The sequence below is a fragment of the Pseudomonas sp. KH_017 genome (assembly GCF_057840285.1).
In genome coordinates, this window is sequence record NZ_CM174509.1 from 1,550,152 (window position 1) to 1,572,159 (window position 22,008).

Annotated in this window: 22 protein-coding genes and 1 pseudogene; 9 read left to right on the top strand and 14 right to left on the bottom strand. The window is 60.3% G+C overall.

All coding sequences use genetic code 11. From position 1 onward, the window contains the following. Positions 1-117 precede the first annotated feature (117 nt). Positions 118-450 (top strand): annotated as a pseudogene (locus tag AC3IT6_RS07020) (hypothetical protein); the annotation flags it as partial. Positions 451-578: 128 nt separating this feature from the next. On the opposite strand, the gene AC3IT6_RS07025 reads toward AC3IT6_RS07020, so the two are convergent. Further along, positions 579-1,049, bottom strand: a complete 471-nt coding sequence (locus AC3IT6_RS07025) for an AraC family transcriptional regulator (protein WP_489354715.1) — start codon at positions 1,047-1,049, stop codon at positions 579-581. Positions 1,050-1,323: 274 nt separating this feature from the next. Between AC3IT6_RS07025 and AC3IT6_RS07030 the strand changes: the two genes are divergently transcribed. Beyond that, positions 1,324-2,271, top strand: a complete 948-nt coding sequence (locus AC3IT6_RS07030; protein WP_489352329.1) for an IS110 family RNA-guided transposase — start codon at positions 1,324-1,326, stop codon at positions 2,269-2,271. 102 nt (positions 2,272-2,373) lie between these two features. Here AC3IT6_RS07030 and AC3IT6_RS07035 read toward each other — a convergent pair whose 3' ends face one another. Further along, on the bottom strand, positions 2,374-3,108 hold the full coding sequence (locus AC3IT6_RS07035; protein ID WP_489354716.1) for a DUF899 domain-containing protein: 735 nt from the start codon (positions 3,106-3,108) through the stop codon (positions 2,374-2,376). Between the two features lie 194 nt (positions 3,109-3,302). Between AC3IT6_RS07035 and AC3IT6_RS07040 the strand changes: the two genes are divergently transcribed. After that, the gene (locus AC3IT6_RS07040; protein WP_489354717.1) at positions 3,303-3,695 is read left to right on the top strand and encodes a transcriptional regulator; all 393 of its coding nucleotides are present in this window, start codon (positions 3,303-3,305) and stop codon (positions 3,693-3,695) included. A gap of 136 nt (positions 3,696-3,831) precedes the next feature. Here the strand turns inward: AC3IT6_RS07040 and AC3IT6_RS07045 are convergent, their stop codons facing one another. The 3 genes from AC3IT6_RS07045 to AC3IT6_RS07055 form a co-directional block, all read right to left on the bottom strand. After that, the gene (locus AC3IT6_RS07045; RefSeq protein ID WP_489354718.1) at positions 3,832-4,701 is read right to left on the bottom strand and encodes a DUF6279 family lipoprotein; all 870 of its coding nucleotides are present in this window, start codon (positions 4,699-4,701) and stop codon (positions 3,832-3,834) included. Positions 4,702-4,778: 77 nt separating this feature from the next. Continuing rightward, positions 4,779-5,501 carry a TorF family putative porin gene (locus AC3IT6_RS07050; protein WP_223445898.1) on the bottom strand — a complete coding sequence of 241 codons (723 nt, stop codon included), beginning with the start codon at positions 5,499-5,501 and terminating at the stop codon, positions 4,779-4,781. A gap of 206 nt (positions 5,502-5,707) precedes the next feature. Continuing rightward, the gene (locus tag AC3IT6_RS07055; RefSeq protein ID WP_015096330.1) at positions 5,708-5,896 is read right to left on the bottom strand and encodes a hypothetical protein; all 189 of its coding nucleotides are present in this window, start codon (positions 5,894-5,896) and stop codon (positions 5,708-5,710) included. Positions 5,897-6,246: 350 nt separating this feature from the next. Between AC3IT6_RS07055 and AC3IT6_RS07060 the strand changes: the two genes are divergently transcribed. Together AC3IT6_RS07060 and AC3IT6_RS07065 are read left to right on the top strand one after the other, a co-directional pair. After that, the gene (locus AC3IT6_RS07060) at positions 6,247-7,083 is read left to right on the top strand and encodes a CvfB family protein (RefSeq protein ID WP_056721413.1); all 837 of its coding nucleotides are present in this window, start codon (positions 6,247-6,249) and stop codon (positions 7,081-7,083) included. A gap of 196 nt (positions 7,084-7,279) precedes the next feature. Beyond that, positions 7,280-8,212, top strand: a complete 933-nt coding sequence (locus tag AC3IT6_RS07065; RefSeq protein ID WP_008046826.1) for a DMT family transporter — start codon at positions 7,280-7,282, stop codon at positions 8,210-8,212. Here AC3IT6_RS07065 and AC3IT6_RS07070 read toward each other — a convergent pair. Next, positions 8,157-9,338, bottom strand: coding sequence for an MFS transporter (locus AC3IT6_RS07070; protein WP_489354719.1), 1,182 nt, complete (start codon positions 9,336-9,338; stop codon positions 8,157-8,159). The genes AC3IT6_RS07065 and AC3IT6_RS07070 overlap by 56 nt on opposite strands. Positions 9,339-9,442: 104 nt before the next feature. Between AC3IT6_RS07070 and ptrR the strand changes: the two genes are divergently transcribed. Continuing rightward, positions 9,443-10,336: a putrescine utilization regulator PtrR gene (ptrR, locus tag AC3IT6_RS07075; protein WP_223445903.1), complete on the top strand. Its 894-nt coding sequence runs from the start codon at positions 9,443-9,445 to the stop codon at positions 10,334-10,336. Positions 10,337-10,471: 135 nt separating this feature from the next. Continuing rightward, positions 10,472-10,600: a PA1414 family protein gene (locus tag AC3IT6_RS07080; RefSeq protein WP_007972508.1), complete on the top strand. Its 129-nt coding sequence runs from the start codon at positions 10,472-10,474 to the stop codon at positions 10,598-10,600. Between the two features lie 86 nt (positions 10,601-10,686). Here AC3IT6_RS07080 and AC3IT6_RS07085 read toward each other — a convergent pair whose 3' ends face one another. From AC3IT6_RS07085 to speB, 6 genes are all read right to left on the bottom strand, one after another. After that, positions 10,687-10,938, bottom strand: a complete 252-nt coding sequence (locus tag AC3IT6_RS07085) for an acyl carrier protein (protein ID WP_489354720.1) — start codon at positions 10,936-10,938, stop codon at positions 10,687-10,689. A gap of 70 nt (positions 10,939-11,008) precedes the next feature. Then, positions 11,009-11,734, bottom strand: a complete 726-nt coding sequence (locus AC3IT6_RS07090; protein ID WP_489354721.1) for an MBL fold metallo-hydrolase — start codon at positions 11,732-11,734, stop codon at positions 11,009-11,011. 348 nt (positions 11,735-12,082) lie between these two features. Then, positions 12,083-13,462: a sodium:solute symporter family protein gene (locus AC3IT6_RS07095; RefSeq protein WP_489354722.1), complete on the bottom strand. Its 1,380-nt coding sequence runs from the start codon at positions 13,460-13,462 to the stop codon at positions 12,083-12,085. A 162-nt stretch (positions 13,463-13,624) separates the two neighbouring features. Beyond that, a complete protein-coding gene (locus tag AC3IT6_RS07100) occupies positions 13,625-15,136 on the bottom strand; it encodes a purine-cytosine permease family protein (RefSeq protein WP_489354723.1) in 1,512 nt (503 codons plus the stop codon). A gap of 55 nt (positions 15,137-15,191) precedes the next feature. Next, positions 15,192-15,614, bottom strand: coding sequence for a YybH family protein (locus tag AC3IT6_RS07105; RefSeq protein WP_150755714.1), 423 nt, complete (start codon positions 15,612-15,614; stop codon positions 15,192-15,194). Between the two features lie 9 nt (positions 15,615-15,623). Further along, entirely contained in the window at positions 15,624-16,574 is a 951-nt protein-coding gene (gene speB / locus AC3IT6_RS07110; RefSeq protein ID WP_007984912.1) for an agmatinase, read from the bottom strand. A gap of 267 nt (positions 16,575-16,841) precedes the next feature. On the opposite strand from speB, the gene AC3IT6_RS07115 reads away from it, so the two are divergent. Together AC3IT6_RS07115 and AC3IT6_RS07120 are read left to right on the top strand one after the other, a co-directional pair. Further along, on the top strand, positions 16,842-17,735 hold the full coding sequence (locus AC3IT6_RS07115) for a LysR family transcriptional regulator (protein ID WP_007972518.1): 894 nt from the start codon (positions 16,842-16,844) through the stop codon (positions 17,733-17,735). Positions 17,736-17,740: 5 nt separating this feature from the next. Next, complete coding sequence (locus AC3IT6_RS07120) at positions 17,741-18,337, top strand: tRNA-uridine aminocarboxypropyltransferase (RefSeq protein ID WP_489354724.1); 597 nt, start codon at positions 17,741-17,743, stop codon at positions 18,335-18,337. Between the two features lie 138 nt (positions 18,338-18,475). Here the strand turns inward: AC3IT6_RS07120 and AC3IT6_RS07125 are convergent, their stop codons facing one another. Together AC3IT6_RS07125 and AC3IT6_RS07130 are read right to left on the bottom strand one after the other, a co-directional pair. Then, positions 18,476-19,831 carry an HlyD family type I secretion periplasmic adaptor subunit gene (locus AC3IT6_RS07125; protein WP_489354725.1) on the bottom strand — a complete coding sequence of 452 codons (1,356 nt, stop codon included), beginning with the start codon at positions 19,829-19,831 and terminating at the stop codon, positions 18,476-18,478. A 9-nt stretch (positions 19,832-19,840) separates the two neighbouring features. Next, positions 19,841-22,000, bottom strand: coding sequence for a type I secretion system permease/ATPase (locus AC3IT6_RS07130; protein WP_489354726.1), 2,160 nt, complete (start codon positions 21,998-22,000; stop codon positions 19,841-19,843). Positions 22,001-22,008 lie beyond the last annotated feature (8 nt).

Below are 22,008 nucleotides of genomic sequence, written 5' to 3' on the forward strand. Positions count from 1 at the left end.
TAAATGAAATGTATTTCGCCACGAAGTCGATAGGAGTAGAAAAGGGGGCGGATATATTTGTTTGGTTTGTGTGATGACCAGTAAGTAAATCTGTCCGCTATTTCCGATAACCACCCCGTCAACCGTGTTACCGTCCTACCGGACATCAAGGCGTCGAACAACGCTCACAAATACCTGATCGAAACCAATCCAGTGCTCACCGACCTCAAGCAGTTCATGAGCTCGGATTACCTGCTGGGCAACCTCGGCTACGATCCTGACGACAGCGCCAAGCGCCTCGGCGATGGCCTTTATGAACAGCGCCTGATTCAGCAAGCGGTGGTCGCCCGTACCGGTCAATGCTTTCTCGACGGCCTGACCTCGGATGAGGCCATGTTCAAGTACCTCATGAACAACGCCATCGCCAGCAAGGAGGCGTTGGATCTGTCGCTTGGCGTCACCCTTACTGCCGTCAACGGTGACCTTGAATCGCTGGCCGCACAGGACAGCGAACCGACGATGTCGGTGTGTCAGTCGATCTTCGCAGCGGATGTTAGTCCGCCATCGCGAGCAAGCTCGCTCCCACAGGGTTTTGGGGGTTATTGGTCTTTTATGGCGATGCACATGTCCATTTCCATCACGCCGGTATTCTCGTCGTAGGAAGCCTCCACCGGGTACCGCTCGAAACCCGGACGCTGGTCGTAGGCCAATCCGCTTTCTGGCATCCACTGTCCGCACAACTCACCCCACGCCGCCGGGATCTCACTGGCCGGTCCTTTGAAGTGGGCGACGGCGTAGCGGCCGCCGGGCAGGTGGGTGACGGCGAACGGGTATTCGGGTTCGAAGTCGGCGGGCACTTCGACGCAGGCGTCGTAGCGGCAATATTGCGGTGGGGTGGTGCTGGGATCGTCGTGGCCGATGCCGTAGCGCACGCGGTTGAGCAGGTTGTTTTCGATCATCCACGGGGCGATGGTTTCGCGCCAGAAGGTACCGATTTCCGGGCCGTAGGGGCCGGTGTAGCGAAGGTAGGCTATGCGGGCCGGGGGCAGGGTTTTGAGGGTTACGTTCATTGGCTGGGCCTTGATTTCAGTCTGTGATTTTTGCGTTGGCGGGTTGGGCCTCTTCGCGAGCAGGCTCGCTTGTATGCTAGGACTTGAAGGGAGGAGGAGGGACAAGGCTCGATTCTGACTGTTAGCGCAGTACAGATCCGTGGGAGATTTCGCCCCTCCTCCTTTCACCCAAGCGCCGATAAAGAATGCATCTGGCTAGACCGACGATAGGAACAAGCCTGCGCCTCTGGGTGAGCCCTTCAAGTGCTCAAAACCATATCTCGGGGGATGTTCAATGGCAATGCCGGTTTCTGCTATCAAACCAATCGTGGGCGTGGATGTCGCCAAGAATGAATTGATGATCTATCAGGCCGAACTGGATCTGCTTGAGACGCTTCCCAATAACAAGCCAGCCATCAAGAAATGGCTGAAAGCCTTGCCGGCACCGGTCGATGTCGCGATTGAGTCGACCAATATCTATCACCTGGAGTTCGCCGACCTGGCCCATGAGGCCGGTTGCACCATTTACATGGTCGGCGGCTATGAACTGAGTCACTACCGCAAAGGTGTGAAGGTTCGCGCCAAAACGGACGCACTGGATGCAAAGTTGCTCGCTCGTTATCTGAAGAACGAGTATGAAGAGCTCCATCCATGGATTCCGCCATCGCCGCTGTACCGCTGCCTCTTGAGCCTTTTCCGCCGGCGCGCGGCGCTGGTTCAGGCGCGGGTTGGCCTGGTGCAGAGCTGGACAAATGAACCGCTGCTCAAAGCCGCTTTTGCCGAGCAAGTGGCCTCCATGCAGAGGCTTGAAGGGCTGGTCGAGAAAATGATCAACGACCGCCTGAAAGAGGCCGGCTTGCTTGCCCAGTTGAAGCGTTGCATGAAAGTTGAAGGTATTGGTTTTCTGACTGGCGCCCGCTTGATCGCGGCCTTTCAGCGAGGCGATTTCAGAAATGCAGATGCCTTCATCGCGTTTTTGGGGATGGATTTGCGGGTATCGCAGTCAGGACAAAAAGACGGTCGCCGCAGCCTGACAAAGCGAGGCGATCCGGAGGCGCGTCGGCTTTTGCACAACGCTGCCATGTCGGCCAGCCGCACAGCCGCCTGGAAAGGTTTTTACCAAGAACAAAGAGCTAAAGGGTTCAGTACTACGCAGGCACTGGTGATCTTGGCCCGTAAACTGGCCCGGATCGTATTTGCACTGCTGAAAGGGCAAGGTGAATACCAACCGAAAGCAGGTTGAGGGCTTCCCCTCAACCATAGAATCTCCCACAGGGCACCGTGGCGAGCACAAGTCCAATGTGGGAGCGAGCCTGCTCGCGATGGCCTCGATTCGGTTTCAAGGCTAACCACCATGACAGCAGCTCGACTTCTCCTGTTCCCCATATTTGTCGTGATGCCGCACCCATTCCATGATCTCCTCCTCGTTGCGGCCCTTGGGCGTCAGGTCGAGGTAGTTGTAGGCGCCGACCAGCAAGTCCAGGCCCCGGGCGTAGGTGGAGTAGGTGTGGAAGATGTCGCCAGCTTCGTTGCGATAAAACACGCTGAGACCGGGGAGTTCTTCCTCGGCGCCGTCGGTTTTTTCGTAGTTGTATGTAGCCTTTCCGGCGGCGACGTCTTCGGCTCGGGCGGTGACGCCAAAGTCGTAGTTGAAATCGCAGCCTTCGGACGATACCCAGTCGAACTTCCAGCCCATGCGCCGCTTGAACGCCTGGAATTCGGCGAACGGTGCGTGGGAAACCGCCACCACGGCCACGTCATGGTGGGCCAGGTGCTGGTTGGCGCCGTCGATGTGATCGCTCAGGTACGAGCAACCGGGGCAGCCCTCATCCCAGCCCTCGGCAAACATGAAGTGGTAGATGACCAACTGGCTGCGCCCCCCGAACAGGTCCGCCAGTTTCAGTTCGCCGTTGGGCCCCTGGAAGTGGTAGTCCTTGTCGATTTTCACCCAGGGCAGGTCGCGGCGTTCGGCGCTGAGTCTGTCCCTTTCCTTGGTGAAGGCTTTTTCGTGGGCCAGGTGCTGTTTGCGGGCGGCGAGCCATTCTTCCCGCGATACGACGGGATGGTTCTGAATATTCATGTTGTTTTCTCCTGCGTGGGGCGGGGAGGTGACTTACATAGCCTAGTCGTTTGGCTTGCATGGATTTCGACATGCCGCCGGTCGGTCGTCAGCAAATGCCCGGCTGAACGGCGGCCGGGTGTACCGGTCACAACCTGTAAGGCCCGTTCAATTGCACGGGCATCAATCGAACGGGCACCGGAGGTTGAATCAGGATGACGACTTACAACTGGGACTTGATTGAGCGCTTGCTGCATGAAGTGCAAAACAGTGCGGGCCACAGTTTCACGCCGCGGCCTTACGCCGAACAGCATGCCGCGCAGAAGGCCGCGGAAGGCGAGCCGATTGAAAATCTTGATCACTTGAAAACGGTGGCTGGAGAGTACGAAAAGTTACTGCTGGCGCGTGGCTATATCGAGCCGCGACCGGCGGACGAAGGTGGCACGGGCGCCAATTATATTTTGACGGCGCGGGGTTCGCGTTTGTTGAGCCTGATCGACAGCAGTATTCCCGGCAATGATCACCCGCGGCAGGTACTGGACGAGCAGGAGGATGCACTGGATGAGATGACGTTCGATGAGGTAGCGTCGATGGCGCAGATTGCCTGAAATGCCGTTGTACCCTTGTGGGAGCGGGCTTGGTCCGGGCGGCGTTCCGACGAAAGCGGTCTGTCAGTCACATCCATGTTGGATGTGCCGGCGTCTTCGCGAGCAAGCCCGCTCCCACATGTGACTTGTGTTGCAGTCAGCTTTGTTTCGCCGCTTTCAGGCACTTCAAGTCGCTGAAGTCCTTCCTCACACCTTCAATTTTCTTCAGTAATCGTGCGCGTTGGTTCGGCGTGCTGTCAGCCATCAGATCCACGAACAGCGCACGTGCCTGGGCCTCGGTGTTGGCAAAGGCCTGACGATAGGCGGGTGTCCACAAGCTCTCGCGATTGACCAGAAGTGTCTCGATGCGTTGTGGGAATTGGGGACTCTGTCGTTGGGCAACGGCCGCGCTGAACTGCTTCTGCCAATGGACCCGGTTGGCAAGCCACTGGGTGTTCTGCTCGCCCAGGGCGCTGGACCATGTGGCTACCCGCTGTCGCTGGGTGGTGCTCAGTGGCCCGAGCCAGTCGTTCAGGCGCTTCTCCATGCGCGCGCCGCGTTCCTTGATCTGCTGGTCGAGGGTGGGTTTGAGGTATTCCTCCTGGCGTTTGCGCTGGTCCTTGGCAAAGGCGTCGTTCATTTCGGCGACTTGCTTGTCATCCAGCCCTTGCAGCAACTCGATGGCTGACGGGGTGATTTCCCGCGCGGTCTCGGCGATCGCCTGTTCGGCTTCGTGGGCGCGGGCCTGCAAGGCGGCATCGGTGACCTGGTTGGTGGCGATCATGGTTTGCAGGCGATCCAGCCAGTCGAGATAGTCGGGCAGTTGGGTGGTGCAGTGCCAGCTCAGGTGTTCCTTCAGGCGTTCGTCCAGCCAGCTTTTCTGCTCGCCGTTCATGTCCAGGTAGTCGCTGAGCGTCCACGGGATGATCACATCGAGATTGCGGTAGGCCAGGCCCACGCGGCTGCACGCGCCGAGGGCGAGGGCGACGGTCAGCACAAAGGCGATATGTTTGAACCAGCGGGACATGGGCGAATCCTTGCGAAAGCCAGCCTTCGGGGTCTGATTCTCATGTGAACCCGGGAGGAGCCCGGCAGTTCAGCCGATCAATAGAACGCGTGTTCGGCCTTGAGCGTCACCAGCCCGTCGCATTGGTTGTTGTGCCCGGCATAGGCCGAGCAACCGCTGCCGCTCAGGCTGGAGTCACTGTAGATCAGGTCGAGGTCGATGCCCATGAACGGGCGGGACAATTTCAGCGACCAATCGGTAAAACTGCCTACATACCCGCCATCCACCGCCACTGGCGTATTGAATTGGTGAGTGGTGTATTTCAGGCTGACACCGACACCGAACGGTTGATTGCCGCTCAAGTCAGCGAACAGGGTGTTGTTCTGTTTGTCCGGGTCATTGCTGAAGGCAATGCCGAAACGGCTGCCGAGCAAGGTCAGGCCGCCGAACAGTTCCTGGCTGTCAGGGGTGGTGACTTCGGGGTAGCTGTAGCGGATCAGGCCCACTTCGTAGCCGAGGGTCTGGTCGAAGGGTTGTTTAAAACCCATGTAGGAATCGATCTCGAGGTCTTTCCCCGGGCTGATGCCCATGCTGGGCGACCATTGGCCCACGTAGAAACCGCTGTCGTGGCTCAGGTCCAGGCCACCGTGGAACGAGCCGACGGCCGAGGGTTTGACCAGGCCTTGGGCCATGCTGCGGGTGGGGGTGGTGCCGAGCTTGAGGTCGAAGGCACCCAGCTCACGCTGAAAGATTTGTGCGTGGGCTACGGAGCAGGCCAGCAGGCTGGCGAGCAATGCCGATAGATAGAAAGGTTTGAACATGCGTCACTCCATGAACAGCGAGGACAGGCTGGCGGGCCCGCTGAAACGCTTGATCCAGACGTGTGCAAGGATACCGGCGAATGATCGGCAATGAAGGCCGTTCGTCGATTTCTACGGGATTTGAGGGAGTGCCAGAGGAGTAACGAGGGTTCCAGTCCAAGCGCTTCGAAGCTCAAAGCGCTTTGGGACCAGGTGACGCGAGGGGATTACTTTTTGCCCAGAGTGATCTGCTTGGACGGGCCGAACGTCTGGCCGCTGACGCCTTTGGCAATTTGCTGGATTTCACCGCCGGACTTGAGGAACGCAGCGATCTGGCTGTTGATCGACTCGCTGGTTTCGACGGCTGGAGCTGGCTTTGCTTTGCTGGTGGATGCTTTTACGCGCATGGCGGCCATTAACCTGTAGAAAATTAACTTGGCCAGGCATCGTACAGGAATTACCTGATAATTGCTTGGCAAATATCCCCTCGGCATATTCGTAAAGGCGGGGTAGTTAGCCACCGGCGAATATTCGAAATATGCACCTAAGCCGCTGTTTTAACTAATAACATTGTCTGGAAAAATACCGTATCACGCTTGCCTGGGCGTGGCGTAAATGCCCGGAACGGCCTGACGAGCGGACGGGGTGCGAAGAAAACCCGGGAAAATTAAGGGTTTCAGAGGATTTTCTCGCGCCATCGGGCCGGCTGCCGAACGCGGCGCTTAAAACCGGGTAGAATGCCGCCCACGCAATGAGGGTATTGGACATGGCTTTAGTCGGGCGTTACAACAGTTTGCAAGTGGTTAAACACACTAACTTCGGTTTATATCTGGACGGTGGCGCGGATGGCGAAATCCTTCTGCCTAATCGTTATATTCCAAAAGATATTCCTACCGAAGATGAAGACTGGCTCAACGTTTTTATTTATCTGGACAGCGATGACAAACTCATCGCAACTACTGAGAAGCCGAAAGTTCAAGTCGGTGAGTTCGCCAGTTTGAAAGTTGTTGAAGTCAACAGCATCGGCGTATTCCTGGACTGGGGGTTGCCGAAAGACCTGTTGCTGCCGTTCTCCGAAGAGAAGCGCCAGATGACGGCGGGCGAGTATGTGGTGGTGCACGTCTACCTGGACAAGCACACCCGTCGCATCACCGCCACCGCGCGCCTGGACCGCTACCTGGACAAGACCCCGGCCAACTATACCGCGGGCCAGGAAGTTGACTTGCTGGTGGCCGAAGCCACGGACATGGGCTTCAAGGCCATCATCAACAACAAGCATTGGGGCCTGATCCACAAGAACGAAATCTTCAAGTTCATGCGCGCCGGTAAAGAAGAAAAGGGCTTCATCAAGGAAGTTCGCGCCGACGGCAAGATCAGCCTGAGCCTGCAACCGGTCGGCCAGGAAGCGGCCACCAGTCTGAACTCGAAGATCCTCGCCAAGTTGCGCGAAAACAACGGTAGCCTGGCGGTGAGCGACAAGAGCGATCCGGCGTTGATCAGCAGCCTGTTCGGTGTCAGCAAGGGCAACTTCAAGAAGGCCATCGGTGCGTTGTACAAGAATGGCCAGATTGTCATTCATGCCGATCGCATCGAACTCAGTTGATGCACTGACAATACAGAGGGCCAGGATGGCGCAAGCAGAGAAGTAGAGGTCTCTGGCGGGCGGCATTTTCTGGTTTTCTGGTTAATAATCGACAACATGATTTTTCGCCCCGGTGTTTTCTTTTCAACGAGAAGGCCGGGGTTTTGCTTTTTTACTGCCGAGTCTTTGCCATGGATTGTGTCTTCGAGGTGTTCCGGTGAGCGCCACCCGGCGCAGCGCCGACGGGTTTGCCCTGCAGGTTATGGTCGGGTTGTGCCTGGTCTGGGGCGTTCAGCAGGTGATGATCAAGTGGGCGGCGGCCGATATCGCGCCGGTGATGCAGGCGGCCGGACGTTCCGGTATGTCGGCGTTGCTGGTCGGGTTGCTGATCTGCTGGAAGGGCGGCTGGAACCAGGTGGGTGCGACCTGGCGCGGCGGTCTGCTGGCCGGTGCCCTGTTCGGCCTGGAGTTCTTCTTCATTTCCGAAGGCCTGCAACTGACCACGGCGGCGCACATGTCGGTGTTCCTCTATACCGCACCGATCTTCACCGCATTGGGGGTGCACTGGTTGCTGCCCAGTGAGCGATTGCGGCCGTTGCAATGGCTGGGGATTGTCCTGGCCTTTATCGGGATTGCCATTGCATTTGCCGGCGGGGTGTCCTGGGACAACCTTGATTACCGCATGTTGATGGGCGATGCCCTGGGTGTGCTGGCGGGTGCCGCCTGGGGCGCGACCACGGTGGTGGTACGCGCGTCGCGCCTGTCGGAAGCGCCGGTGACCCTGACGCTGTTCTATCAGTTGATTGTCGGTTTCTTCGGCTTGTTGTTGATTGCGCTGCTCAGCGGCCAGATCACCCATGTCAGCCTGACCCATGTGGCGGTGGCCAGTGTGCTGTTTCAGGGCGTGGTCGTGTCGTTCTTCAGTTACCTGATCTGGTTCTGGCTGCTGCGCCGTTACCTGGCTGCCAACCTCGCGGTGTTTTCGTTCATGACGCCGTTGTTCGGCGTCACCTTCGGTGTGGTGCTGCTCGGTGAGGAACTGAGCCTGAACTTCGTCATCGGTGCCGTGCTGGTATTGGCGGGCATCACTTTTGTCAGCGCCGAGCAGTGGTTGCGCCGTCGTTTGCGCAAAGCCCTCGGGCAGCACTGACCGGCGCGAGCAACAGGCCGCCGGCGATCAGCAAGCCGCAGCCGGCGACCACCAGTGCCGGCTGCAAACCGCCACTGAAATGACTGCTCAGCGCCGCCAGCAATGGCCCGCTGATCTGGCCCAAGGCAAAGCAGGCTGTCAGCAGGCCGGCATTGCGCTGGGTGGTGTGGGGCGCCAGTTCCCGCGAGCGTTGCATCACCAGTTGCATGCAGGCCAGGAACGGCGTGCCGCACAGGATCACGCCCAATGCCAGACCTGGACCGTTGCCCAGCAGGCAGGCGAACACACCAGCGGCTTGCAGCCATAACGTCGCCATCAACCAGTGACCCGTGGCGCCAGGTTTTTGCCGCCGCAGACTCACCAGCACCACACCGGTTGCTGCCGCCAAACCAAAGCATGGCCAGAACAGGTCGGCCTGCCATTGGCCATGGAATTGTGCGTTGGCCATTTGCGACAAAAAGGTCGCCGGAATGATGTAGCCCAATCCGTACAAGGCGTAAATCCAGCCCAGACGAGCGATACCTTGATTGCCCGACGCGCTGGCACTGGGCGCAGCAGTCGCGGTGATACCCGGTTGTGGCAGGAACGGCAGGATCCCCAGTAACATCACCAGCCCTGCGGCGGCGTACACCAGCCACAAGGTGGCGGAAGTCTGGCCCAGCAGATTCGAGCCCAGGGCCAACAAACCTGTCAGAAAAATCCCCAAACCGGGTCCGGCGAAGACCAGGGCGCCGAGTCGAGGACGACCGGCCTCTGCCGCAAGGGGTTGGCTCAGGGCAGTAATCATCACCAGCACCCAGGCGCTGGCCACGCCGGTGCCGAAGCGCAGCAGCAGGTGCGACCAGAAACCATTGGCCCAGAACGACGCCAGGGTCAGCAGCACGCAGAGCCACAATCCGCCGAGCAAGCGCCGGCGCACTTGCGCGGGACGCCGGGAAAACATCGCGTCCACCGCGCCAATGAAATACCCGAGGTAGTTGGCGGCGGCAATCAGCCCGGCGGCGGTCAGGTCGATCTGGCCTTCGCTGAGCAGGTGCGGCAGTTGCGGTGTCAGGGCAAAACGGCCGATGCCCATGGCCATCATCAGGGCAACGAAACTGGCAGATAAGCGGATCAGGGGAGACATGGTCTGGATTCCGTCTGGAGGATCAATGACCGTCAGGCTAGGACTGGTTGACTTTCTTTAAAAATGAATAATAGTGAGTAACTTGTTCTTTTTTGGAGAATGTCGTGGAATTCAGCCAATTGCGCATCTTCCAGGCGGTGGCGGAAGAGGGGTCCATCACCCGGGCCGCCGAACGGCTGCATCGAGTGCCCTCGAACCTGTCGACCCGGCTCAAACAGCTGGAAGAGCAACTGGGTGTCGAACTGTTCCTGCGCGAGCGTCAGCGCTTGCAGTTGTCGCCTGCGGGAAAAGTCCTGCTGGACTACACCGCCAGGCTATTTGCCTTGCGCGATGAAGCCAGCGCGGCAGTGCAGGGTGGGCAACCGGCGGGCGATTTTGTGCTCGGCACCATGTACAGCACGGCGGCGATTCACCTTCCGGGGTTGTTGGCGCACTACCACCGTTTGTATCCGGCCGTGAACCTGCAAGTGCAATCCGGCCCCAGCGGTGAATTGCTCGAAGGCCTGCTCACCGGTCGACTCGATGCGGCGCTGGTGGATGGCCCCCTGGAACTGGCCGGGCTCGACGGGGTGCCCTTGTGCGACGAGCGCCTGGTGCTGATCAGCGAGGCCGACCATCCGCCGGTGCGTAGCGCGCTGGATGTGCAAGGTCGCTCGGTGTTCACCTTTCGCCAGGGCTGCTCCTACCGTATGCGACTGGAAGCCTGGTTCGCCCATGACCATGCGGCCATGGGCCGGGCGATGGAGATCGAGTCCTACCCGGGGATGCTGGCGTGTGTGATTGCCGGTTCCGGCGTGGCGCTGATGTCGGAGTCGATGCTCGCCAGTCTGCCGGGCCGTGAGAGTGTGGCCGTGCATCCGTTGGCCGAACCGTTCGCCAGTGCTACCACCTGGCTGATGTGGCGCAAGGGCATGGTCGGGGCCAACCTGAATGCCTGGATCGAGCAGCAACAGGTGGTTTTTCCACCGGCACGGGTGCGGGCACGGGAAATTGCCTGAACACAGGCTGATTGTGATGGATTCAGTAACAGATCATTGTGACTTTGCGCGAGCATTGCGTAGGACTTCGGACTATTATCTGTACGAAGGGGCTACAGAACTTTGGCCGCTCGGCACTACCCTGAAGGGGGCACCATGAAAGAGAAAATCCAAAACTGGCTGCATGACCTGGGCGTGGCTCTCGGTTTGATCGAACCGCCTCTGCAACCCGTGCCTGTTCGTACTGACGACGAACAGCGTCGACGCCAGCAGCGACGCCGGTAATGGCAGATATCATCTGACAGGTGAAAGGTTTCCCGTGGCGAGGGAGCAAGCTCCCTTGCCGCTTCGTGTACGTTTGATCAACAGCCTTAGTACCGCCCGATCTCCAGCAAGAACCGGCTCAAATCATTCGCCGTCCTGGCGGTCTTGAGCATCCGGTCTTCCTCCGCGGTAAACGCCGTGACACCCAGTTCATCTTCCAGATGGAAGATCAACTCTTCGATATCTTTTTTATCCAATCCCAACTGCGCCAGGCTGGCGTTGTCGTCGAAGTCATCCCGACCTTCCAGCAGGCGGCTGATGTAGCGATGTACGACAGCACGAAGGGCGGCTTCTTTCATGATCGTTCTTCGAGGAGGTGGGGGTAGTTCTCTCTGCCGGTGCAGATCCTGCCGTTGAGTACAGCAGGCTTTAGCCGTGTGAGCGCTGCCACTCGTCAATCATGCTGCGCAAGTGTTCCCCGGAAAAACTGCCGAAATGCCCGCCATGCACCGTGCGGATCGACAGCTCACGCAAGCGTTGCAGGCTGCGGGCGTAGTCATCGAGGTTGGAGTGGTAGGCGTCTTCGATCAGCGGGCCGTCGTAGATGATGTCGCCGCTGAACAAGGTCTCGGTGGCGGCTTCGTACAGGCAGATACCGCCCGGCGAATGTCCCGGTGTGTGCACGACCTGCAACACCCGATTGCCCAGGTCCAGCACATCGCCATCTTCGACAAACCCCGTGGCCGGTGCGGCCTTGACCCGGTATTCGGCGTAGCACAGCGGGCAATCGGGGTGCGCCTCGAACATGTCGTCGCCGACAAAGGCTTTGCTCAGGTCATTGTTGCCATCGGGCGCGGCGAGAATGTCCGCCTCGGCCGGGTGCACCAGCCGTTCAGCGAATTCGTGATGACCGGCGATGTGATCGAAATGGCAGTGGCTGGCCACGGCCACCAGCGGCCGTTCGGTGATCCACGGCAGTTGCTCGCGCAGGCTGACCAGGCCTGAGCCGCTGTCCAGCAGCAGGTCCTTGTCACGGCCCTGAATGTGCCAGAGGTTGCAGCGGTAGAAGGGGCGGATGTACGGCTCGTGAATCAGGCGGATGCCGTCACTGAGATGTTTCACCTCAAACCACTGGTCACGGCTGACGATCTTCATGTGCAGTTTCCTTCAGACGAAAAAAAACGAGTGTGGCAAGTGGGCGTGTCCTCCCTTATTTCATGTGCCGCGCCGGATCTGATGTCGTGCAGGGCAAGGCGCGAGGAGCGTGGTTTGGTTGTTCCAAATAAGCTCCGAGCAACGCAGCCCTGCACGACATCAGATCCGGCCCTCCGGGTTGTGCCTAAAAGCGAGCCAGGCTGCGTTGCAGTCCTTGGCAAGGAACGACCCTTACCTACGGACTGCGCCTTGCCTGGCTCGCTTTTAGGCGCAACGCGACGCATGAAATAAGGGAGGACACGCCCGTGCCACACTCGTCGAAGAAAGCATCAAGTCGTTATGTTCAGCTTAGGCCGCGCTGGCCACAGTCACCGGGCGACGGGACAGCAGGCTGACTGCAACAAAGCTCACCAGACCTACACCAAGGCTGTAGTAGATCGGGGTGTTGGCGTCCAGACCGTCCTTGAACATGAACAGCAGCGCGGTGGCGAAGCCCATGCCCATGCTGGCGATAGCGCCGGCGGTGGTGGCGCGTTTCCAGAAGATCGCGCCCATCAGCGGGATCAGCATGCCGCCCACCAACAGGTTGTAGGCCAGGGTCAGGGCGCTGATCACGTCGTTCACGATCAGGGCGATGCCCAGTACCACGATGCCGGTCAACAGGGTGAACAGGCGGTTGATCGCCAGGCTCGACTGTTTACCGCCACGCAGTTTCGGCAGCAGGTCTTCGGTCAGGGTGGTGGCAGCGGCCAGCAGGCCGGCGCTGGCGGTGGACATCATGGCGGCCAGTGCGGCAGCGATCACCAGGCCACGGATACCGTCCGGCAGGGACAGTTTCACAATCGCGGCGAAGGCGTTGTTGACGTTGTCCAGATCCGGGATCAGTACGTGGGCAGCCATACCGATCAGGGCGCAGGCCAGGCCGTAGAGGATGCAGTAGATACCGGCCGCGGTACCGGCAACCTGAGCCACTTTGGCGGTCTTGACGGTGAACACCCGTTGCCAGATGTCCTGACCGATCAGGATGCCGAAGAAGTAGATCATGAAGTAGGTGATGATGGTGTCCCAACCGATGGTGGTGAAGCTGAAGCTCGCCGCCGGCAGTTTCAACACCAACTCATCCCAACCGCCGACGCGGTACAGGCAGATCGGCAACAGGATGAACATCAGGCCGACAGTCTTGATCACGAACTGGACGATGTCGGTCAGGGTCAGCGACCACATGCCGCCGATGGCCGAGTAGATCACCACGACGCCGCCGCCGAGCACTACCGAGATCCAGAACGGCAGGCCGAACAGCACTTGCAGCACGGTGCCGATTGCCAGGATCGAGGTCACGCCGATCATCAGCGCGTAGGCCAGCATGATCACCGCGCTCGCGGAGCGGGCCATCGGGTTGTAGCGTTTTTCCAGGACCTGGGTAACGGTGTAGATCTTCAGTTTCAGCAGCGGTTTGGCGAGGAACAGGTTCAGCGCCACGATCCCGCAACCCAGGGCCGCACACAGCCAGAAGCCGGAGATGCCATGCACGTAGCCCAGACGCACGGTGCCCACGGTGGACGCGCCGCCCAGGACGGTGGCAGCCATGGTGCCCATGTACAGGCTTGGGCCGAGGTTACGACCGGCGACCAAAAAGTCTTCGTTGGTCTTGGCCTTGCGCATGCCGTAGTAGCCGAGTATCAGCATCGCGGCGGCGTAGATGAGTACGACGAATAAATCCAAAGCCATTGTTGCGTGTCTCCGATTGTCTTTTTTATGTGAGGCTGAAAATCAATCCCTGTGGGAGCGGGCTTGCTCGCGAAAGCGGTCTGTCAGTCACATCAATGTTGGATGTGCTGCCGTCTTCGCGGGCAAGCCCGCTCCCACAGGTAGTGCGTTTGGTTCATTGAATCAGGCGGCTTGACGCGTCGCCGGTTGAGTGAGCGAATCCGTGCTCTTGCTGCGAGGGTCGTTCGGACCGAACACTGCACTCGATTCCGGGAACAGGCTCAGCAGCGCCAGGTACACCAGCGAAGCCAGGCCCAGGGTCACCGGCAGGCTGATGTCGATACCACCGGCCATTTCGCCCAGCGGCCCGACAAACTGACCCGGCAGGTTGACGAAGCACAGGCCGACGGCCGCGCTCGGGATCCAGGCACCCAGGCCACGCCAGTTCCAGCCGTGGGTGAACCAGTAGCGGCCACCTTTCTCGCCGCGGGTGAATACTTGCAGGTCATCCGGGCAGTAGAAGCCGCGACGCACCAGCAGGCCGATGATCATGATCACCATCCACGGGGTGGTGCAGGTGATGATCAGCACCGCGAAGGTCGACACGCTCTGCACCAGGTTGGCCGCGAAGCGCCCGATGAAGATGAAGGCAATCGACATCACACCGATCAGCAGCGTGGCCTTGACCCGCGACAGCACCCGAGGGAACACGCTGGACATGTCCAGGCCGGTACCGTACAGCGAGGTGGTGCCGGTGGACATGCCACCAATCACCGCGATCAGGCACACCGGCAGGAAGAACCAGCTCGGCGATACCGCCAGCAGGCCGCCGACATAGTTGTTGGCCGCGATGTAGTCCGGTGCCTTGACCGCTACGATGGTGGCGGTGACGAGGCCGAACAGGAACGGAATCAGCGTGGCGAGTTGCGCGGCGATCACCGACGCCATGATCCGGCCTTTGGGCGTATCACGCGGGATGTAGCGCGACCAGTCGCCGAGGAACGCTCCGAAGGAGATCGGGTTGCTCATGGCGACCAATGCTGCCCCGATGAACGCAGCCCAGAAACCGGCCTGGCCCATGGCGACGGTGCCGGCGTACTGGCTGTCGAATGCAGGGGCGAAAGCGAAAACCCCCAGCAGGAACAGCAGACTGGCCGCCCACACCGCAATGCGGTTGACCCACAGCATGAAGCGGAAGCCATAGATGCACACGGTCAATACCAGCAGCGCGAACAGACCGTAGGCCAGGCCCAGGGTCAGATCGGTTTCCGGCAGATCGATCAGGCGTTTGGCACCGCCCACCAGCGCATCGCCCGAACTCCAGACGGAGAGCGAGAAGAACGCGATAGCGGTCAGCAGCGACAGGAAGGAACCGACGATTCGCCCGTGCACTCCGAAGTGCGCACCGGAAGAAACGGCGTTGTTGGTGCCGTTGATGGGTCCGAACAGGCCCATCGGCGCCAGGATCAGCGAGCCGAGTACCACGCCCAGCACAATCGCCCAGACACCAGCCTGAAAGGACAGGCCGAACAGCACCGGGAAACTGCCGAGCACGGCGGTGGCAAAGGTGTTGGCGCCGCCGAAGATCAGGCGAAACAGATCGCTGGGCTTGGCGTCACGCTCATGGTCCGGGATCTGTTCGACCCCGTTTGTTTCGATGCTGCTAAGGCTTTTTTCGTTGTTTTTGTTATTCATGATCAGCTCCGATCATAAAGGCGCGCTCATCGTGCGTGAGCGTCACCTGTGTTGGCTAAGGGGATGGCAGCCCTTCCGGCATCGCGGACAAATGTTCGTGGCAGGCCAGCCATAGGCCTTGTTGTTCTTGGCCAGACGCTTGTTTCTTGAAAACAATCGTCTCGCGCTCCTGGCTGAAGTGTTGCTCCCCTTGCATGCGCAACTCGGTGGCTACGTCATGGATGAAAATCGCCACGTCACCTTGCAGGCTGACGAAAGCGTTGCTTGAGGTGCACGAGAGCACCTCGAAGCCATCCTCGGCGCGCCAGCCGTCCCACATCGCCTGATAGGCGTCGCGCGACAGCAGGGGCTGTTCGAGGGTGTAGAAGACGAAGCTGGCATCGGCGCTGAACGCGCCGAAGTAGGCTTCGCGATCGTTACGGGCAAAAGCGGACACCAGATCGGCGGCGGCTTTCAGCACCTGATCACGTTCGTTCATGACCGATCCTCAGCGATGGACTACGCCAGGCAGTACGCAGAGCATTTCGTACAGCAGGTTGGCGGCCAGCAGCGAGGTGTTGCCGGTGGTGTCGTAAGCGGGCGAGACTTCTACCAGATCGCAACCGACCAGGTCGAGGCCTTGGCAGCCACGAACGATCTCGATCGCCTGAATGGTCGTCAGACCGCCGATTTCCGGGGTGCCGGTACCCGGTGCCCAGGCCGGGTCGATGCCGTCGATGTCGAAGCTCAGGTATACCGGGCCGCCGCCGACTTTCTCGCGGACTTCAGCCATCAAAGGCTCCAGCGATTTGTGCCAGCACTCTTCGGCCTGAACCACACGGAAGCCCTGGTTGCGGCTCCAGTTGAAGTCATCGGCGGTGTAGCCCTGGGCGCGCAGGCCGATCTGCACGACGCGATCCGGGTCCAGCAGGCCTTCTTCAACGGCGCGACGGAAAGTCGTGCCGTGGGCGATTTTCTCGCCGAACATGTGATCGTTCACATCGGCGTGGGCGTCGATGTGCACCAGGCCGACCTTGCCGTGCTTTTTATGGATGGCACGCAGGATCGGCAGGGTGATGGTGTGGTCGCCGCCCAGGGTCAGCGGGATCACATCGTGTTCGAGGATGTTGTCGTAGGACTCTTCGATGATGCGAACGGCGTCCAGCAGGTTGAAGGTGTTGATCGCGATGTCGCCGATGTCGGCAACCGACAGCGAGTCGAACGGCGCAGCACCGGTGGCCATGTTGTACGGGCGGATCATCACCGATTCAGCGCGGATTTCGCGAGGCCCGAAACGGGTGCCGGGACGCAGGGAAGTACCGATGTCCAGGGGCACGCCTACGAAGGCAGCGTCCAGGCCGGCAGCGGTATTCAAATGGGGGAGTCGCATCATGGTGGCGATGCCGCCGAAGCGCGGCATTTCGTTGCCGCCCAGTGGTTGGTGAAGAATCTTGTCCACGGGTAGGGCCTCATCGTCGTTGTTTTATTTATTTAGGTAAGCCGTTCACGGGAGTACGGGCGAACCTTGTGGCGCCGATTCTGCGAAATGTAGTGGCCGGGAAGAATCGCTACGGGCAAATACTTAGTTCAGATTTTTCTAAACTAATGGCGAGGGCGGGGATAGACTTGTTGCCTCATCCTTCAATGTGATGAGTTGTACAGTACCTGTGGGAGCGAGCTTCATTACCTTCAGCAGTGTGCGTTACCCCGAGATCGGAGCATTTCCATGGCCAACGCTTTACCCGACCTGAAACTATTGCGCATCTTCGTCAGTGTGGTGCGCCATCAGGGGTTCGCCAACGCCCAGCAGGAGCTCAATCTCTCGACGTCGGCCATCAGCACCTACATGAGCCAGCTTGAAGCAGCCCTGGGCCTGGTGCTGTGCCATCGCGGCCGTGGCGGTTTCAGCCTGACCAGCAAGGGCGAGCTGTTCCATCAGGAAACCCTGCGTCTATTGGGTGAACTCGAAGGCTTCGAGCAGTACGCCGCTGCCCTCAAGGGTGAGTTGCGCGGTACCTTGAACCTCGGGGTGATCGATTCCACCGTCAGTGACAAGGCCCTGCCGTTTGCCGAAGCCATCGGCGCCTACAGCCAGGAACACCCGGCCGTGCACTTGCACCTGTCGGTGATGAGCCCTTACGAATTGCAACTCGGCGTGCAGGACAACCGCCTCGACCTGGCCATCGGTGCGTTTTCCACGCGCATGAGCGGCCTGGTGTACATGCCGCTGTACCGTGAACAACACTGGTTGTATTGCAGCACGCGGCATCCACTGTTCAACGAGCGGCGCATTCCCGAGCAAGTCATCACCCAGCAGCGCATGGTCGGACGTGGCTACTGGAGTCAGGCCGAACTGGCGCGCCATGGTTTCAAGCACAGCGCCGCGACGGTAGAAAGTATGGAAGCCCAGTTGATTCTGGTGCTGTCCGGCGCCTACATCGGCTACCTGCCGGAGCACTACGCCCAGGCTTGGGCCGACAAGGGCGACTTGCGGGTGTTGCTGCCGGCGACCTTCGGTTATCAGGCGCCGTTCTCGATGATCGTGCGCCGGGGCCGTAGCCGCGAGCCGCTGATCCAGACCTTCCGTGATCTGCTCAAAGCACAACTGAATCAGGCGTAAAGACGATGTCCAGAATTCAATGTCCGCGTTGCCTGCGCCCGCAAACTCATTGCCTGTGCCCGTTGATTCCCAGCCTCGACAGCCGCACCCGGGTACTGTTGTTGCAGCATCCGAGCGAAGTGAATCATGCGTTGAACACCGCGCGTCTGGCGGCGCTCGGGTTGAGGAATGCCGAGTTGATCGTCGGCGAGGTGTTTGAGGATTTGCCGGCGATGTTGAATCAGCCGGGGTATCGGGCGCGGTTGCTGTTTCCCGGCGAAGAGGCCCAACCGATGCAGGCTTGTGCCGCGACAGACGAACCCTTGTTGCTGGTGGTCCCCGACGGCACCTGGCGCAAGGCGCGTAAGATGCTGCACCTCAATCCGCTGCTGGCGGCGCTGCCGAGGGTGACGCTGGCCGAGGGCGGTGTGTCCCGCTATCGCCTGCGCAAGGCGCCGGGGCCGGGAGCGTTGTCGACGGTGGAGGCGATTGTGCAGGCGCTGGAAACTCTCGAAGCGCCGGCGACGTTTGCGCCGTTGCTGAAGCCGTTCGAGGCGTTGATCGAGGGGCAGATTGCGGCGATGGGGGAGGAGGTTTATCAGCGCAATCATGCCGACAAATGATGGTTGCTTGTGCCGGCCTCTTCGCGGGCAAGCCCGCTCCCACATTCGACCGAGTTCCTTCAGGAGAAATGCGATCAACTGTGGGAGCGGGCTTGCCCGCGATGGGGTCGGTTCAATCACCACAACTTCTGAAAAAGACTACCTTTCCCGCATCGCCTCGGTCCGAGCCTTGAGCACCGGTTTAAGCAAGTAATCCAGCACCGTTTTCTCCCCGGTAATAATGTCCACCGTCGCCACCATCCCCGGGATGATCAGCAGTGGTTTCACATCCCCGCCCAAATGGTTTTTGTCGGTACGCACCTGAATCAGATAGAAGCTGTTGCCTTTGTCGTCGGTGATGGTGTCGGCGCCGATCAACTCCAGTTTGGCGCTCAGGCCGCCGTAAATGGTGTAGTCGTAGGCACTGAACTTGACCATGGCTTTCTGGCCCGGATGCAGGAATGCAACGTCCTGTGGACGGACCTTGGCTTCGATCAGCAGGTTGTCTTCCAGCGGCACGATTTCCACCATGTCACTGCCGGGCTGGACCACGCCGCCGATGGTGTTGACCTTCAACACCTTGATGATGCCGTGCACCGGCGAGACCACGGTGGTACGGGTCACGCGGTCGTCGATGGCGATGCTCGAGGCCGTGATTTTCGACAGGTCGGTGCGTTTCTCGTTCAGCTCTTTGGCCGCTTCCGAGCGGAAAGTCTGTTCCGACTCGTCAATCTTGCTTTTGATCTCGTTGATCGCCGATTCGGCCCGGGGAATCGCCAGGGTCGTGGCATTCAATGAGCCGCGAATCTCCACCGCGCTGCGTTTGAGCCGGAGGATTTCCACCGGTGACACCGCACCTGTGCCCACCAGCGGTGTGGACATGTTCATCTCTTGTTGCAGCAGCGCCAGGCTGGAGCTGAACTGCCCCTGTTTTGAACGAAACTCCGCCAACTCCTGGGTTTTTTGCCGAAGTTGCTCGGTCAGGGTGCGCTGTTCGCTGGCCAGTCGCCGTTGCCGCTGCTCGTACAGCGAGCGCTCGTCTTCAGCCACTTGCGGGGCCTTGGCGATCACTTCTTCCGACAGCTTGAACGGCCGGCCTTCGGCTTCGGCCGAAAGCCGTTCGACCTGGGCGGTCAAGGCATAACGATCGGCTTCGCTTTCGCCCTTGTTCGACAGGTAGCGGGTGTCATCCAGGCGCAGCAAGGTGTCGCCCTTGTTCACCATTTGTCCTTCACGGACGAAAATTTCAGTGACGATGCCGCCCTCCAGGTTCTGGATCACCTGGACTTTGCTCGACGGAATCGCCTTGCCTTCGCCCATGGTCACTTCCTGCAACACGGCGAACTTGGCCCAGAGCAGTGCACTGACCACCAGCACGGCGGTCAGCCACACGGTGATTCGCGACCAGCGCGGTGAGTCCTGCAAGGAGGCGCCGGCGGTTTCCGGCATGAACTCGGTCTCGGCACTTTTGTTGAAACTGTCGAAGTAGCCACGGGATCCTTGATCGGCAGACATGGACGACTCCTAGACGGCCGCAGAGCCGACACGGCCCTTGCGCAGTGCATCGATGACCGCCTCTTTCGGACCGTCGGCGACGATCCGTCCGTTGTCCAGCACCACCAACCGGTCCACCAGGCTCAGCATCGAGGTGCGGTGGGTCACCAGCAGGATGGTTTTGCCCTGGACCCAGCCGTGAAGTTTTTGCCGCAGGACGTCTTCGCTGCTGTTGTCCATGGCGCTGGTGGGTTCGTCGAGCAGCATGATCGGCGGGTCGAGCAACATCGCCCGGGCCATCAAAACGGCCTGGCGCTGGCCGCCGGACAGCAGTTGCCCACGTTCGCCCACGGGCCGGTCGAAGCCTTGCGGGTGTTGCCGGGCCAGTTCGGTGACCCCGGTCATTTCTGCCACTTCGAGCATGCGTGCGTCACTGATATAGCGCGCGCCGAGGGTCAGGTTGTCGCGCAGGCTGCCGGCCAAAAGTGGCAGGTCGTGGGCGACGTAGCCGATTTGATGGCGCAGGTCGGCGACGTCCAGTTGCCGCAGGTCCAGGCCATCGAGAAGCAACTGGCCTTCATCCGGTTCATAGAACCCCATTACCAGTCGCGCCAGGGTGCTTTTGCCTGAGCCGCTGCGGCCGATGATGCCGATCCGCTCACCGGGTTTCACACTGAAGCTGGCATTGGCCAGGGCGGGAGAACTCTGGCCGTTGTAGTGAAAGGTCACGCCGACAACATCCAGCGCACCTTGCAGTTGGGTGCGCTCCAGCGGCCGTTGTCTGGCGTCGCGCTCCTGGGGCAGGCCCATCAACGCGTCGGTGCTTTTCATGGTCAGTTGCGCTTGCTGGTAGCGGGTGATCAGGCCGGCGATCTGTCCCAGTGGCGCCAGCACCCGACTGCCGAGCATGTAGCTGGCCACCAGGGCGCCGACGCTGAGGTTGCCGGCGATGATGCTGTAGACCCCGGCGACGATGGTTGCCATGCCGGACAGTTGCTGGATGAACAGCGTGCCGTTGGTGGCCAGGGCCGAGAGGTTGCGCGCGTGGCTGTCGAGGCGGGTGAGGGCGCCGTGGGTGCTTTCCCATTTGTGCTGGCGTTCGCTTTCGGCGCTGCAGGCCTTGAGGGTTTCCAGGCCGCTGAGGGTTTCGATCAGCAGTGCCTGGCGTTCGGCGCCGAGGCTGAGGCTTTTCTGCACGGTATCGCGCAGGCGCACCTGGATCACCATGGCGAAGATGATGGTGATGGGAAACGCCAGTATCGGGATCACCACCAGCCAGCCACCGAGCAGGCCGATCACCAGCAGCATCAGCAGGCAGAAGGGCAGGTCGATCAGGCTGGTGAGGGTCACGGCGGTGAGAAACTCCCGCAGGCCCTGGAAGTCATGAATGCTTTGGGCAAAGCCACCGATGGTCGCCGGTCGCGCTTTCATCGCCATGCCGGTGATGCGCTCGAACAGGGTGGCCGACAGGATCACATCGGTTTTCTTGCCGGCGGTATCCAGCAAGTGAGCGCGCACGACCCGCAGCACCAGTTCGAAAACGGTGCCGATCAGCAGACCGATCGCCAGTACCCACAAGGTCGAGGTGGCCTGGTTCGGCACCACGCGGTCGTAGGTCTGCATCACGAACAGCGGCACCATCAGTCCCAGCAGGTTGATCAGGAAGCTCGCCAGGATCGCATCGCTGTACAGCCATTTCGACAGCTTCAGCGTATCGCGAAACCAGGCCTGCACCCGTGGCACCAGTGGCGAGCGCAAGTCTTCGAGCTCGTGGCGTGGCCGGGCAAACAACGCCTGGCCACTGTAGTGTTCGGCCAGCTCCTCAGGGCTGAGCCATTGTTCGCCGCCGTCGGCTTCGCTGGGCAGGATCAGCACCTTGCCGTCCTCGCCATAACGGCGCAGGACCGCCGTGCGGCCGTTGTTGAGCAGTAGCAGCACGGGCAAGTTGAGCGCGGAGATGTCTTTGAGGTCACGGCGCAGCAAGCGCGCCTGCAAACCGGCCCGGGCCGCTGCACGGGGCAGCAGGTCCAGGCTCAGGCGTTGGTGTGCCATGGGGAGCCCGGCACTCAGGCTGGCGCGGCTGACCGCCGCGCCGTGGAGTTTACAGAGGATCAACAAACCGTCCAGAAGCGGGTCATCGAAGCTCAGGCGCGGATCGACACCGGTGTTGCCGGGTTCCATGCTGGTCATTGAACCCT